At 72.2% G+C, this 14,379-nt stretch carries 12 protein-coding genes and 1 pseudogene; 3 read left to right on the top strand and 10 right to left on the bottom strand.

Annotated features, from left to right (window positions below; genetic code table 11):
• Positions 1–46: 46 nt before the first annotated feature.
• From ACIPSJ_RS07880 to ACIPSJ_RS07870, 3 genes are all read right to left on the bottom strand, one after another.
• On the bottom strand, positions 47–1,636 hold the full coding sequence (locus tag ACIPSJ_RS07880) for a TROVE domain-containing protein (protein WP_401344335.1): 1,590 nt from the start codon (positions 1,634–1,636) through the stop codon (positions 47–49).
• A gap of 453 nt (positions 1,637–2,089) precedes the next feature.
• The gene (locus ACIPSJ_RS07875; protein WP_359224915.1) at positions 2,090–3,532 is read right to left on the bottom strand and encodes an alkaline phosphatase PhoX; all 1,443 of its coding nucleotides are present in this window, start codon (positions 3,530–3,532) and stop codon (positions 2,090–2,092) included.
• Between the two features lie 309 nt (positions 3,533–3,841).
• Positions 3,842–5,272, bottom strand: a complete 1,431-nt coding sequence (locus ACIPSJ_RS07870; RefSeq protein ID WP_359224919.1) for a hypothetical protein — start codon at positions 5,270–5,272, stop codon at positions 3,842–3,844.
• A gap of 370 nt (positions 5,273–5,642) precedes the next feature.
• On the opposite strand from ACIPSJ_RS07870, the gene ACIPSJ_RS07865 reads away from it, so the two are divergent.
• Entirely contained in the window at positions 5,643–7,469 is a 1,827-nt protein-coding gene (locus tag ACIPSJ_RS07865) for an endonuclease/exonuclease/phosphatase family protein (protein WP_359224921.1), read from the top strand.
• Between the two features lie 11 nt (positions 7,470–7,480).
• Here the strand turns inward: ACIPSJ_RS07865 and ACIPSJ_RS07860 are convergent, their stop codons facing one another.
• The 5 genes and pseudogenes from ACIPSJ_RS07860 to ACIPSJ_RS07840 all read right to left on the bottom strand — a co-directional run bounded on the left by ACIPSJ_RS07860 (position 7,481) and on the right by ACIPSJ_RS07840 (position 10,547).
• A complete protein-coding gene (locus tag ACIPSJ_RS07860; RefSeq protein WP_401344332.1) occupies positions 7,481–8,224 on the bottom strand; it encodes an SRPBCC domain-containing protein in 744 nt (247 codons plus the stop codon).
• Positions 8,225–8,241: 17 nt separating this feature from the next.
• On the bottom strand, positions 8,242–8,850 hold the full coding sequence (locus tag ACIPSJ_RS07855; RefSeq protein WP_359224925.1) for a helix-turn-helix domain-containing protein: 609 nt from the start codon (positions 8,848–8,850) through the stop codon (positions 8,242–8,244).
• Between the two features lie 199 nt (positions 8,851–9,049).
• Entirely contained in the window at positions 9,050–9,634 is a 585-nt protein-coding gene (locus ACIPSJ_RS07850) for a circumsporozoite protein (protein ID WP_401344329.1), read from the bottom strand.
• A gap of 77 nt (positions 9,635–9,711) precedes the next feature.
• Positions 9,712–10,413 (bottom strand): annotated as a pseudogene (locus ACIPSJ_RS07845) (hypothetical protein).
• Positions 10,410–10,547, bottom strand: a complete 138-nt coding sequence (locus ACIPSJ_RS07840) for a hypothetical protein (protein WP_359222022.1) — start codon at positions 10,545–10,547, stop codon at positions 10,410–10,412. The pseudogene ACIPSJ_RS07845 and the gene ACIPSJ_RS07840 overlap by 4 nt, the downstream one beginning before the upstream one ends.
• 172 nt (positions 10,548–10,719) lie before the next feature.
• Here ACIPSJ_RS07840 and dapA point away from each other — a divergent pair, with 172 nt between their 5' ends.
• Entirely contained in the window at positions 10,720–11,631 is a 912-nt protein-coding gene (gene dapA / locus ACIPSJ_RS07835; RefSeq protein WP_401344327.1) for a 4-hydroxy-tetrahydrodipicolinate synthase, read from the top strand.
• Here dapA and ACIPSJ_RS07830 read toward each other — a convergent pair whose 3' ends face one another.
• Both ACIPSJ_RS07830 and ACIPSJ_RS07825 read right to left on the bottom strand, forming a co-directional pair.
• Entirely contained in the window at positions 11,632–12,849 is a 1,218-nt protein-coding gene (locus ACIPSJ_RS07830) for a WD40 repeat domain-containing protein (RefSeq protein ID WP_401344325.1), read from the bottom strand.
• Positions 12,846–13,406, bottom strand: a complete 561-nt coding sequence (locus ACIPSJ_RS07825; RefSeq protein ID WP_359222028.1) for a SigE family RNA polymerase sigma factor — start codon at positions 13,404–13,406, stop codon at positions 12,846–12,848. Before ACIPSJ_RS07825 ends, ACIPSJ_RS07830 begins: the two co-directional genes overlap by 4 nt.
• 138 nt (positions 13,407–13,544) lie before the next feature.
• Here ACIPSJ_RS07825 and ACIPSJ_RS07820 point away from each other — a divergent pair, with 138 nt between their 5' ends.
• Positions 13,545–14,054, top strand: a complete 510-nt coding sequence (locus ACIPSJ_RS07820) for a hypothetical protein (RefSeq protein WP_359222030.1) — start codon at positions 13,545–13,547, stop codon at positions 14,052–14,054.
• Positions 14,055–14,379: the final 325 nt, after the last annotated feature.

The following is a 14,379-nucleotide window of genomic DNA, read 5'->3' as shown; positions in this document are numbered from 1 at the left end:
ACCCGCACCCCCCGTGAAGGTGCGGGTCACGATCGAGGGGCGACGGTCAGGCCGCCGTCGCCCACGGCCAGTCGGCGTCCTGCGCCGCCTCCAGCAGCGGCACCATGCGGAAGGCCGCGTCCGAGAGGCCGCCGAAGGTGTGCCGGCCGGCCTTTCCGGACGGGCCGTGGCCGACCCGGTAGCCGGCCAGGTTCCAGGTGTAGACCGGGACGTGCGCCGGGACCTGCCGGGTCGGGTCGCCGTGCTGGTGGTACGCGTACTGCTCGTCGGTGACGATCAGCACCCGGTCCTGCCCCCGGTAGTGCGCGCGGATCGCCGAGGTGGTGTCGGTGCCGCCCAGGTCGCCGAAGCGGCCGAGGATCTTCAGCACCGACTCGGCCCGGTCGAACTCCAGCCGCCTGCTCGTCGTACCGAACTCGACGAGGTCCGCGTCGGCCGCCCGCAGCGCGAGCGCCGTGCCGAAGATCGCCGCCGCGTCGGCCCGGTTGAGCTCCGAGCGGTCGGACAGCCGCGAGTAGAACATCGAGCCGGACCGGTCGACGAGCACCAGCGTCCGCCCCGGCAGCGCGGGCACGTTGGCCAGCGAGTGGCCGAGCGCCCGCTCCAGCGGGTAGGACCAGCGCAGCGACGGCGCGTGCTGGTACGCGGCGAGGTACCGGAAGGGGAACTGCCGCGACCGCGCCACCTCCGCCGGGTCGCTGATCCGGGCCGCGACCTGGGCGGCGACCTCGTCGGAGACCCCGGCCTCGTCGAAGTTCCGCAGGTTGCGGACGAGCGCCATGGTCCCCATGGAGGGGATCACGGCCTCCCAGGCCGCCTTGTCCATCGGCCCCTGCAGCCAGCCGGCCAGCGCCTCCCAGGTCAGGCCGGCCGACGCGAGCCGCTCGGCGCCGCCCGGCCCGGTGACGACCGCGCGCCGCCGCTCGACGGGCAGTGCCATCAGCTCGCGGTGCGCGGCGAGCACCGGGCTCGACCCGGGCGGTACGGCGGTGTCCGGGTGGTGCCGCCGGTCCAGCGCGTACCGGAACAGCTCGCCCTGCCACGGCTTGTCCGGGTCCGGCGCCGCGTGCACCAGGTTGAGGATGTCGCCGAAGCGGTAGCCCTTGGACGCGGTGTCGTACTTGAGCAGCGACTTGCCGTGGTAGAGCCGCCGTACGGCGTCGGCGATCCCCCGCTTGACGGGCTTGGGGACGGCACGGCCGTGGGTGGCGGTCCAGTAGGCGAGCAGCTCGCCGGGCTCGTCCGGCCGCCGCAGCACGGACGCGACGACCTGCCGGTTCGAGGGGCCGCCGGTGGCGCCCACGGCCAGCCGTGCGTGCACGTACTCGGCGGCGCCCACGAGCGAGGCGGTCCGCATGTTGCCCTCGCCGCGCAGCCAGCCGAGCAGGCCCGCGGTCCACTCCGGGTCGGTGACGGCGAGCTCGCGCACGAGCCCCGCGAACCGGTCGTCGCGGTCGGCGCCGGTCTCGTAGAAGGTCCGCTGCGAGACGAAGTTGGAGACGGCGAGCAGGAAGAGCTCGGAGCGCGCGTCCCGCTCCCGGCCCAGGCCGCCCTGGTAGGTACGGAGCACCCGTCCCGTCGAAGTGACTCGCAAAGTGGGCTGCGCCCGTGCCGACTTGGTGTTGAATCGCGCCATGGTGAATTCCCCCCGAATTCATTGGAGTTTCGGAGGAGGCGCAACAGAAGGAGGGTGTCCGAGTTCAGGGATCGACGACGGGACTATTACCTGGCGCGTCTGCCATTCCGCCACACCGGCCTTTGGCCGATGACGGGATTCGAACCCGCACCCCCTGTCGGGGACCATGCCCTGAAGTAACCGCTGCCTGCGCACCGGACACCCACCATGAGCTGCGCCTCCCGAGTTCACGTACACACGCACCGGGAGGTGCATGAAGTTTTTGGTGTCCAGAGATCGAAGTCGGCGGAACCGACGTAGGTGCTCTAACCCCTGAGCTACACCGGCGCGTTGTACCGGTGGCGGGACTCGAACCCGCGGCCGCCCCATTATCAGTGGAAGTAGGTCCTGCCTTCGCACCTGGACGTGCACAACCTTAGGAGGACGGCCGCGAATCGAGCGAACGAATTAAACTCAGCAGTGCTTCTGGCGCTTCCACGGCCCGGTGATGGCGAGCATGATGCCCGGGGTCTGGATGTTGGCGTAGAGGGTCCGGCCGTCGGGTGAGAAGGTGACGCCGGTGAACTCGCTGTACTCCGGCTCCGCTTCGGTGCCGATGTTGAGTTCGTTGCGGGCGATGGGGTAGGTGCGGCCGGTGTCGGTGGCGCCGAAGAGGTGCTGGAGGCCTTCGCCGTCCTCGGCGATGACCAGGCCGCCGTACGGGGAGACGGTGATGTTGTCCGGGCCGTCGAAGGCGCCTTCCGCGGACGGGTCCGGGTTGACGCCGATGAGGACCTTCAGGGTGAGGGTGCGGCGCTTGGGGTCGTAGAACCAGACGGCGCCGTCGTGCTGGACGGGGCTCTCGTCACGGGCGTAGGAGGAGACGATGTAGGTGCCGCCGTCGCCCCACCACATGCCCTCCAGCTTGCGGGCGCGGGTGACCTGGCCGGTGGTGAACTGCTTGCGGACGGACGTGGCCTTCGCGTCGCGGTCCGGGACGTCGATCCAGTCGACACCGTAGACCGTGCCGATCTTGGTGGCGCGGGAGAGGTCGTCGACGAACTGGCCGCCGGAGTCGAAGCACTTGAAGGCCTGGAGGACGCCGGCGTCGTCGGCGAGGGTGCGGAGCCTGCCGCGGCCGTGGCGGAAGCCCTCCGGCGGGCTCCAGCGGTAGAGCAGGCCGTTGGGGCCGGAGGCGTCCTCGGTGAGGTAGAGGTGGCCGCGCCTGGGGTCGACGACGACGGCCTCGTGGGCGTAGCGGCCGAGCGCCTTGATCGGCTTGGGGTCGCGGTTGGCCCGGCGGTCCTCGGGGTCGACCTCGAAGACGTAGCCGTGGTCCTTGGTCATGCCGCCCGCGCCGGCCTTGTCCTCGGTCTCCTCGCAGGTGAGCCAGGTGTCCCAAGGGGTGTTGCCGCCCGCGCAGTTGGTGGAGGTGCCGGCGATGCCGACCCACTCGGCGACCTGGCCGCCGGGGCGGACCTCGACGACCGTGCAGCCACCGGAGGCGGCGGGGTCGTACACGAGGCCCTCGGTGAGCGGCACCGGGTACTCCCAGGCGGACCGGGGGCCCTTCAGCTCGTGGTTGTTGACGAGGAGGGTGGCGCCGCGCGGGCCGTCGAAGGTGGAGGTGCCGTCGTGGTTGGAGGGGGTGAACTCGCCCGACTCCAGCTTGGTCCTGCCGCTGTACGTGATGATCTTGTACTTGAAGCCGGCGGGGAGTGCGAGGATGCCGTCGGGGTCGGCGACCAGCGGGCCGTAGCCGACCCCGCCGTGCGCGTCGGCCGACGCGGCGTCGGCGGACTCGGTGGCGGCGAGGGCGTTCGGGGCGGTGGCGAGGGCGCCGACACTGCCCGCCAGCGCGACGCCGGCACCGGTGATCGCGGATTTCCTGGCGAAGTCCCTACGGGTGAGCGACATGGTGTCTCCTGTGACGGTCGGGAGTGCCGTGGAGGGTGGCGGACCTCAACTCGGCGCACACGCTCGCGCCCACCCCTGAACACCGGTTGAACACCAGGCGACTTCGACGACGCCACTTCCATGAATCCGTATACACCGACCCACAGCATCCAAAAGACCCGCCCAAGAACACACCCCGCGGTTCCCCGGTTCCCTCCCGCCGCAACGGCGCCCGGCCCGGACAGGCGCCGACGACGGCGAGCCTCCAGGGCCCCCGCCGCGGTCCGTCTCTCCCGCCGCGGTCCGTCCCGCTCCCCCCGGTCGGCCGCCCTACCCCCCGTGCTGCGACCGCGCCTTGAACGCCGCCTTGCGGGCCTCCTTCGCCACCCGCTTGTCCGGGTGCAGGCGGCCCATCGCCTCCAGGACGTCGGCGGTGTCCGGGTGGTCCACGCGCCAGGCCTCGGCGAAGAAACCGGCGTGCTGCTGGGCCAGGCCCTCGACCAGGGCCTGGAGTTCCTCGGAGTTGCCTTCGGCGGCCAGCTGGGCGGCGACCGTGTCGATGGTCAGCCAGAAGATCATGTCCTGGGAGGGCGCCGGCACATCGGCGGCGCCGCCCTCGGTGAGCCAGACCCGGGCCAGGCCGCCCAGTTCGGGGTCGCCGAGGACCTCGCGGAGCGCCGGCTCGGCCTCGGGGCCGACCAGGGACAGGGCCTGCTGGCAGCGGAGGCGGCGCAGCGGCGCGCCGGCGTCCTCGCCACGGGCGGCGGCGAGCAGCTCCCGCGCCGCGGACAGGGATTCACGGCCCGCCAGCCACTGCTCGGTCTCGGCCTGCGCGGCCCCCTGCGGGAACGCGGCCGTACCGTCGAGCAGCGCGTCCGCGCCCTTGTCGGCGAGGTCCCCGACCGCCGGCGCCTCGAAGCCCGCCTCCAGCAGCCGCGCCCGCAGCCCGTAGGCGCCCAGCGGGGTGAGCCGCACCATGCCGTACCGGGAGACGTCGGCGTCGTCGACCGGCCCCGCCGCGGGCTCCTCCTCGGCGTCGGCCATGAGTGCCTCGTCGACCGGCTGGTACTCGACGAGCCCGACCGGCTCCAGCATCCGGAACTGGTCGTCGAGCCGCATCATCGCGTCGGAGACCTGTTCGAGGACGTCGTTGGTCGGCTCGCCCATGTCGCTGGGCACGATCATCGAGGCGGCGAGCGCGGGCAGCGGCACCGGCGCCTCGCCGGGCCCGCCCTCGCTCACCGTCAGCAGGTACAGGTTGCCGAGGACACCGTCGAGGAAGTCCGCCTCGGCCTCGGGGTCCCAGTCGAGTGACGAGAAATCGACCTCGCCGCCCTCGCCCAGCGCGTCGACAATTCCGTCCAGGTCGGGCACGCCCGCGTCGGCGATCACTGCCTCCAGCGCGGCCTGCCACACCGCGAGGACGTCGTGCGGCGAGCCGGCGGTGAGCAGCGCCAGCTCCTCGCCCGCCGCCACGGTCCCGGCGTCCTCGTCGACGATCTCGACGAGCCCGGCGTCCAGGGCGACCCGCCAGGCCTCGGCGGCGTACCCGGCGGCGTCGTCCCCGGTGAGGCCGAGCAGCTCGGCGGCGGCCGGGAGCTGCTCCTCGGCCAGTCCCCCGCCTGCGTCGACGCGGGTGTCCGGCCCCGCCCAGCGGGCGAGCCGGGCGGCCCGGGAGAGCAGCGGTGCGGCCAGCGCGGCACGCGCCAGCTCCGCTTCGGAACGCAACCGCACCGGGGGCAGGGGCGAGCTGTCTGACATCGGCGGGTTCTCCTCGGACGCCTCAAGGGTCGTACGGCGACATGGACACCGTACCGACGGCCGTACGACCACCTGGACGCCGTACGGCTCAGCCGCTCAGCCTAGACGGATTTCCACCCATGCCGCCCGGTTCATCTCCCCGCCGGACCGCGCACATGGCTGAAACCTTGACAACTCCCGTGACCAGGCAGGAGATTGACGCGCGTAGAAAACGGGGAGACAAGTGTTCACTCGTTGTCTACGCGCGTCACACCCGCGTCGCATGTCATACACGCACATGACATGCGGCGTCGCATCACCTCGCATATGTCATGCACGCTCCATGTTCACCCTCGTCCCGGCACGTCCGTATGTCCCCGGAGGGATTCCCTTGCCGAGCAGGTCTTCCGCGCGTCTCGCCGCGCTCACCGTCGCCGCCGTCTGCAGCGCGGCGTCCACCGTCGCCCTCACCTCGCCGGCGCAGGCCGACGGGCTGCGCATCCACGACGTCCAGGGCACCACGCGCACCTCCCCGTACGCCGGCCAGAAGGTGACGGACGTCCCCGGCATCGTCACGGCCACGCGCACCTACGGCTCCTCCAGAGGATTCTGGCTGCAGGATCCGACGCCGGACGACAACCCGGCCACCAGTGAGGGCGTCTTCGTCTTCACCAGCTCCACCCCGAAGGTCGCCGTCGGCGACTCCGTCACGGTGACCGGCACGGTCTCCGAGTACGTCCCGGGCGGCGCCTCCACCGGCAACCAGTCGCTGACCGAGATCACCAAGCCGACCGTCACCACCGTCTCCACCGGCAACGCGGTCCCGGCGCCGGTCGTGATCGACGCGAAGTCGGTGCCGGCCGCGTACACCCCCGCGGGTGACACGGCGGCGAGCGGTTCGGTCAACGCCCTGACCCTGGAGCCGAAGAAGTACGCCCTGGACTACTACGAGTCCCTGGAGGGCATGAACGTCCAGGTCTCCGACACCCGCGTGGTCACCGCCACGGACCCGTACAGCGAGCTGTGGGTCACGGTGAAGCCGCACGAGAACCGCACCCGCCGCGGCGGCTCGCTGTACGCCTCCTACGACGACCAGAACACCGGCCGGCTGCAGATCCAGTCCCTGGGCGCGACCGCCGACTTCCCGGTGGCGAACGTCGGCGACACGCTGACCGGCACCACGACCGGCCCGCTGGACTACAACCAGTACGGCGGCTACACCCTCGTCGCGAGCAGCCTCGGCACGCTCAAGAGCGGCGGCCTTCAGCGCGAGACGACGCAGAAGCAGTCGCGCGGCGAGCTGGCGGTGGCGACCTACAACGTCGAGAACCTCGACCCGTCCGACGCCACGTTCGACGCGCACGCCGCCGCGATCGTGAACAACCTGCAGTCGCCCGACATCGTGTCCCTGGAGGAGATCCAGGACAACAACGGCGCGACGGACGACGGCACGGTCGCCGCCGACGTGACGGTGAACAAGCTGATCGACGCGATCGTCGCGGCCGGCGGCCCGAAGTACGACTGGCGCTCCATCGACCCGGTCAACGACCAGGACGGCGGCGAGCCCGGCGGCAACATCCGCCAGGTCTTCCTCTTCAACCCGGAGCGGGTCTCCTTCGTCGACCGCGCGGGCGGCGACTCCACCACCGCGGTCGGCGTCACCAAGGTGCACGGCAAGGCCCAGCTGACGGCCTCCCCGGGCCGTGTCGACCCGTCGAACTCGGCCTGGACGAGCAGCCGCAAGCCGCTGGCCGGCGAGTTCGTCTTCCGCGGCAAGACGGTCTTCGTGATCGCCAACCACCTGAACTCCAAGGGCGGCGACCAGGGGCTGACCGCGCAGTACCAGCCCCCGACGCGCAGCTCGGAGGTCCAGCGGCACGCGCAGGCGGCGCTGGTCAACGCGTTCGCCAAGAGCATCCTCGACGTCCAGAAGAACGCGGACGTCATCGCGCTCGGCGACATGAACGACTTCGACTTCTCCGACACCACCAAGATCCTTCAGGGTGACGGCGAGCTGTGGTCGGCGATCCAGTCGCTGCCGAGGAGCGAGCGCTACACCTACGACTACCAGGGCAACCAGCAGGTCCTGGACCAGATCCTGATCAGCCCGGCGATCCGGCGCGGCTGCGACTTCGAGTACGACAGCGTGCACATCAACTCGGAGTTCCACGACCAGATCAGCGACCACGACCCGCAGGTGCTGCGCTTCCGCCCGTGACGACGCCCGGCTCAGGACTGGCTGTACACGCCGTTCAGCCAGTCCTGCCAGGCGGTCTCGTTCGCCCCGGCGTCGGCGTCCGGCGCGAAGTCGTGGACGCTGATGCCGACCGGGGCGCCCCAGTGGTTGCGGCCGAAGAACCGCACGAGGGCGTCGTCGGTGCGCAGTCCGATGAAGTAGGGGTTGCGGTAGTCGAGCACCGCGTCCACGGCCCGGCCGCCGGGTCCCCGGACGCTCACCTTGGCGCCCTCGGCCGCCTCGTCCGACAGGCCGAGGGCCCGCCCCACGGCGGCGAAGGCGTCCGGCGCCTGGGACGCCTCGGGCCCGCCCAGCTGGGCGAAGGTGACCGGGCGGGGCGCGAAGTGGGTGAGGTACTCGCGCAGGGTGTGCAGATAGAAGTCGTTGTGCTTGCTCGCGCCGTCGTACTGGTTGTCCCACTCGTCGGTGAAGATCCCGCTGTGCACGAAGCGCACCCAGGCGCGCCGGCCGCCGTCGCGGGGCTCGATGACGTGCTCCAGCTGGTTGGCGCTCTGGGTCGGGAAACCGACGTTCTCGCTGCGGACGACCAGGTGGTGCGGCGGGTCGTACGCGGTGACGGTGGAGCCGAAGGCCGCCGCGCCGCCGACCCGGGGCTCGGGCGGCTCCATCGGCCACAGATAGGCACCGGTGGCGTTGGTGATCGCCTCCCACACCTCCTCCGGCGTGGCGTCGACCTCGAACTCGCGGGCGATCTCGAATTCCTTGTCCTCGGACATGTCGGGGCTCCTGCTGCCTACTGATCCGGTTCGGGTACGGGCTGGTCCTTGACCGTGGGGTGAAGCGCGACGACGATCCGGTGGTCCCGGCCGCCCTCCGCGTCGGGTGCGTCGTACTTGCGGATGAGCGCGCTCACCCCCGCCGTCAGCTCCTGCGCGAACGCCGCGCGGTCGGCGGCGGAGGCGAAGCGCACCTCGCCGTCCAGCGCGTACGTCGCCAGCCGCTTACGGGCCTTGGTGGCGCCGGTGATCAGCGTGCCCACGTCACGCACCAGACGGGCGCCGAGCGCGAGCAGCCACCGCGCGGAGAGCTGGTCACGGAAGCGGTCCGGGTCCGGCTGCACGGCGGGCAGCGCGGCCGGGGAGATGACGTACGACGCCGCGGTCGCGCGCATCAGCCGCTCGGTGACGTTGCCCTTGCGCCGCTCACCCGCCAGCTCGACCAGGCCGTGCCGCTCCAGCGCCTTCAGGTGGTAGTTCACCTTCTGCCTGGGCAGCCCGACCTTGCCGGCCAGCATCGCGGCCGACGCGGGCGCGGCGGCCAGTTCGGCGAGCAGCCTGGACCGTATGGGGTCCAGCGTCACGGCCGCCGCCTCGGGGTCCTCGATCACGGTCACGTCCAGCATGGCTCCACCCTCTCACCGAAAACTTTTCTTGTCCAGACGGATCAAGTTTTCGGTGAGAGGGTGTGGCGTACCGCGGTCAGTGTTGGCGAAGGGGGATCTCGGCGCTCGGCGCTCGGCGCTCGGCGCTCGGCGCTCGGCGCTCGGCGCTCGGCGCTCGGCGCTCGGCGCTCGGCGCTCGGCGAGGAACCGTATCCGGATCTCAGCCGCGCGGGCTCCGGCGCAGCACGCGCGCGACCACGGCGGCGACACCGGCGGCAAGGGCCGCGCCCCCTGCCAGCGCCCGGCGCGGGTGCCGCCGGGCGGCCCGGACGACCGCGCGCCTGGACCGCGAGGTGCGCTCCTCGGCGGTGCGTCCGGCCCCGGCGGCCTTCTCGGACGCCAGGTGCCCGGCCCTCCCGGACCGTTCCCGCACCACGTGCCCGGCCCGCATCGCCCGTTCCCGCACGGCGTGCCCGCCCCGCATCGCCCGTTCCCGCACGGCGTGCCGGACCCACACCACCCGTTCCCGCACGACGTGCCCGGCCCTCGACGCCCGTTCCCGCAGCGCGTGCCGCGCCTTCAGGAGTCGCTCCTGGGCGGTGTGACCGCCCTTCGCCGCCCGGTCCTGGGTCTGGTGACCCGCCCTGGTCGCACCCTCGCGCAGATGTACGGTCAGCACGCCAGCCTTGTCCTTCAGCCCGGCGGCACGGGCCCGGGCGCGGCCCTCGAGACCGGCCTTCGCCGTCAACGCGCCCGCGGTGTCGGCCAGTCGGGCCCCCGTCGCGTGTGCGGTCCTCTTCGTCATCGCTGCCGCCCTCCTGGGTGTCGTCGGCGTCCGCTCTGTTCTGTCTCCAGACATGCGGCTACCCCGGCCGACGGCGCTCAGCCCTGTTCCCCGCGCTCCTCACGCTCGCCGAGCCGGGCCAGCCGGCTCTGGAACCAGTCCAGACGGGCCTGCAACAGGGCCGCCTCCGCCACAAGTTCGGGCACCCCGAACCCCTCGCCCGGCACCGCCCCACCGGGCGGCGCACCCCCGGCGGGCGCCCTCGTGCCCCCGGCGATCACCCGCAGCCGCTCCCCGGCCAGCCGCGCGAACCCGGCGAGCGAGACGGACGTACGCGTGGGCGCACAGCCCCCTCAGACCGCCGCCAGGGCATGCCAACCGGGCCTGCCCCAGCCCGCGTCGGCGAGCGCGACGGCCGGCGCCCCGCAGGCGCACGGGCCCACCGTGGCCGTGCGCACCCGCTGCCGGGCGTAGCGGAAGCCCCGCTCGAAACGGATGTAGGCGCCGAGGACGGAGACTTCGAGCAGCACGGCCGCCCGGTGCTCGGCGGTGCACAACAGGGCCTCGGCGGTCTCGCGTTCGTGCACGCAGTGGAAACCGCAGTCGCACAGCCGCGCGGGCGGGCGGTGCCGGCGGCCGTAGACGCAGGACGCGTCGTCCAGCACTCCGTACGGCAGCGCGCCGCCCAGCGACACACCGGTGAACCCGGCCCGGGTGCCGTCCCCGGACAGCATCGGGTGGGCGATCTTGTAGCCGGTCGGCGGCTCCGCCGGACGTTCCGCCGGGAGCCGCAGCCTCATCGGGCGGCCGGGACCTCTTCGGGCACGGACTCGGCCTGGGGCTCTTGGATCTCTTCGGGAAGTCCGGGTTCTTCGCCGTGCACGAGCGGCCGCTCCTCGGCGACCCCCTTGGCCACTGCCCTGCCGAGCCTCATGACGCCTCCCATGACCTGCCGTCGGTGACCGTCCGGCCCATAGTGGCCCATGAAGGGCCGAGTTGGACACAGGGCCTCGGCCCGCCGAGCAACCAACAACTTAGCGCTGCTAAGACATATCCCGTAGAAGAATTAAGTGGAGCTAAGTCGTCGCGCTGCCGAGACTACCCCCATGACGAACCCACGCGACACCGCCCGCCCGTCCCGCCCCTTCGGCCGGACCCTCTGCGCGATGATCACGCCCTTCACCGGCACGGGGGCGCTCGACCTCGACGGCGCGCGGCGGCTGGCCGCGCACCTGGTGGCGAAGGGCTGCGACGGTCTGGTGCTGAACGGCACGACCGGGGAGTCGCCCACGACGACGGACGCCGAGAAGGCGGAACTGATCACGGCCGTCCGGGAGGCGGTGGGCGACCGCGCGGCACTCGTCGCGGGGGTGGGCACGGCGGACACCCGGCACACGGTCGAGCTGGCGCTGGCGGCGGAGAAGGCGGGCGCGGACGGCGTGCTGGTGGTGTCGCCGTACTACAGCAGGCCTCCGCAGGACGCGCTGGAGGCGCACTTCCTGGAGGTGGCGGACGCGAGCGGGCTGCCGGTCATGCTGTACGACATCCCCGGCCGCACCGGCACCCGCATCGAGCCGGAGACGCTGATCCGGCTCGCCGCGCACCCCCGGATCGTCGCCGTGAAGGACTGCTCCTACGACTTCCTCGGCACCCAGAAGGTGCTGGCCCGCACGGAGCTGGCGTACTACGCGGGCTGCGACGAGCACATCCTCGCCCTGTACGCGGTGGGCGCGGCGGGCTGTGTCAGCACGGTGGCGAACGTCGTACCCGCCGAGATCACCGCGATCCTGGACGCGTTCGACGCGGGCGACACCGCTCGCGCCGCGGAACTCCAGCTGCGGGCGACCCCGTTGATCGAGGCGGTGATGGCCGCCGGCCTGCCCGGCACGGTCACGTCGAAGGCGCTGCTCACCGCGCTCGGTCTCCCGTCCGGACCGGTACGGGCCCCGCTGCGGCCCGCCGGCCGGGAGGCGGCCGACGGACTGCGGGCGGTGTACGAGGAGTTCGTGGCCGGCTGATCAGCGGCGGACGAAGACGGGCACCCACGCCTTCAGCTCGTCGTACATCTGCCGCTGGACCCCGCTCAGCGGCACGATCCTGTCGCTGCCGATCGTCACCAGCACCAGCCGGGCCCGGTAGGGCTCGTCCAGGCCGGTCACCCGCTCCCAGGCGACGAGCCGCCGGTCGTCGACCCAGGCGAGCAGGTCGGCACCGCGGACCTTGGTGATCTCCTTGCCGGTGCGGGGATCGCGGATCGAGGAGTACGACTTGCCGGGGGCGACCTCCTTCGTCAGGCCGAGCGCGGCGAGCCGGCCGTTCGGGGACAGCCGTGCGTCGACGTCCACGCGCAGGTACTTCTCGTCCGCCGGTGCGGCGGTCCGCTCGCCGTCGAGGTCGTAGAACTGCTCGGTGCCGTCATGGTCGCCCAGGACCTGCGCGTACACCTGACGGCCGGTACGGCTGTAGGAGAAGTCCGCGCGGGCGAGGGTGTCGCGGTCGTTCGCCACCGCCTTCCAGGTGCCCTTGCCGGAGGCCACGGAGAAGTCGTAGAAGCCGGTCCGGGTCGACGCCTCGAACGCGGGTCCCCAGTCCCAGCCGCCCTCGACGTTCTGGGCCTTGGACCGCACATCGGGGTTGCCGGTGTACGTCGTGGCCAGCAGCCGGGTCCCGTCGTAGGAGAACGCGAGCCCGGCGACCGCGTGCTCGACCGGGATCCACCGCTCGACCTTCCTGGTGGCGAGGTCGAGCAGGCCGATCCGGTGGACGGGCTGGTTCTGCTCCAGCACGGCCGCCGTCCGCAGGCCCGGCGCGACGGCGACGAAGGACCACCGGGAGTCCTTCACATACGTTCCGGTCCCGGGGTCGAGCAGCCGGTAGGTGCGTACGCCGATGCCCTTTCCTCCCGGCTGCGGCACGGTGCGCCAGGTGTAGTAGGCGGCGAGCGCCGTCTGCCCGGCCGCGATCAGTTCGCGCGGCGGCGACTGGTGCGGGTGCCCGGTGATCCCGTCCTGCCGCAGGATCCCGGACGGGCGCACATCGCTCTTCCCGGAGTCCAGCAGGGGCACCGCCACCGCGACGGCGACCACGGCGGCCGTCGCGGCGGCCATGGAGGCGAGCCTGCGGGTGCGGCGGCGCCGGCGCACGGCCAGCACCCGTTCGGCGAAGCCCGGTCCCGCCGGGGTCTGTTCCGCGGCCAGCTCCCGCAGGGAGTCGCGCACGAGTTCCTCGACGTTCACGGCCGCACCTCCACGGGCGAGTAGTCACGGGACGGCGGCTGGGCGCGGCCGGGGTCCGGATCGAGGGCGGCCAGTTCGGGCGCGAGGGTGCGCAGCCGGGCCAGCGAGCGGTGGGTGGTGGAGCGCACGGTGCCGACGGAGCAGCCGAGCAGCCGGGCCACGTCGGCCTCCGGCAGGTCCTCGAAGTAGCGCAGGACCAGCACGGTGCGCTGGCGGGCGGTGAGCCGGGACAGGGCGGCGCGCAGCACGAGCCGCGCCTCGGCGGCGGACGTGGCGTCGGGCGCGGGCGGGCTCTCCGGGGGTTCGGCGACGGTGAGTTCGCGCCGTCGCCACTTCAGCCGCCAGCGGCTGATCTGCTGCCGGTAGAGGACCTGCCGTACATAGGCCTCGGGTTCGTCGATGCGCTGCCAGCGGCCGGCCGCCTTGATCAGGGCGTTCTGCAGCAGGTCCTCGGCCGCGTGCCGGTCGCCGCCGGTCAGCAGCACAGCCGTCCTCAGCAGCGCCGAGGACCGGCTGTCCACGAACTCCACGAAGCTCTCCTGCAGTTCCGCATCCATCGTCACCTTCTCTTCCCCCGGGCCCACCTCGTGTCCGGGCCCTGTATTCCCTGGTGACGCGCGCGGAGCGGCCCCACTATGCCTGTCCGGCACGGAAAAATCACCGGAGCCGGCCGCGCCCTGCCGTACGTTGGCCCCGTGAGCCGCCCCCTGCTGTTCCTGGACGTCGACGGCCCCCTCAACCCGTACGCGGCCCAGCCCGAACGACGCCCCCCTGGCTATACGACAATTCGCGCGTCCGTACGCCCCGGCCGCCCCCTGCGCGTCTGGCTGAACCCCCACCACGGCCCGGCCCTGCTCGCCCTCGGCTACGAACTCTGCTGGGCGACCACCTGGATGGCCGAGGCCAACCGCTGGATCGCCCCGGTCCTCGGCCTCCCCGAGCTACCGTACGTCGACTTCGGCCACACCCTGCTGACCGAGCGACCGGACGGAGTCCACTGGAAGACCGAGGCGATCGTCGCCTACGCCGACGGCCGCCCCTTCGCCTGGGTCGACGACGAGCAGAGCCCACCGGACACCCTGTACGTCCGCACCCACCATCCCGCCCCGGCCCTGCTGCACCACGTCGACCCCCGACTCGGCCTGCGGGACACCGACTTCACCGCACTGACAGACTTCCGGGCCTCCCTGCCGCCCGACGACTGAGCACCCTCGTGTCGGCCGTCGCCGGGCACACCCTGAGGAAGGCGCTCTCCCGTGGCCGACTGTGAAATTGCAGGAAGGAGCAGGAGGACGTCGAACAGAACCTGCTGCACCGACTTCTCCGCACACTGACACCTGCACCACATGTGCACCAGATCGAGTGGGGAACAGCGTGACACCACGTAAAGCCGATGGTTCCGGTAGGGCACAGTTCGGCCGGCTCGTTGCCGTGGCCGAGTCGCGGAGCACGCGGCCGGCGGCTCCTCGCAGAACGAGCCGGCTTGAAGCTTGAAGACTGTCCGACAGATCCTCCGCGTGGGTGTCGGGT

It is taken from the genome of Streptomyces sp. NPDC090088 (assembly GCF_044747345.1).
In the GTDB taxonomy this organism is placed as follows: Bacteria; Actinomycetota; Actinomycetes; order Streptomycetales; family Streptomycetaceae; genus Streptomyces.
The sequence above is the reverse complement of the archived record's forward strand: the minus strand, read 5'-3'. Positions and strand labels throughout refer to the sequence as shown.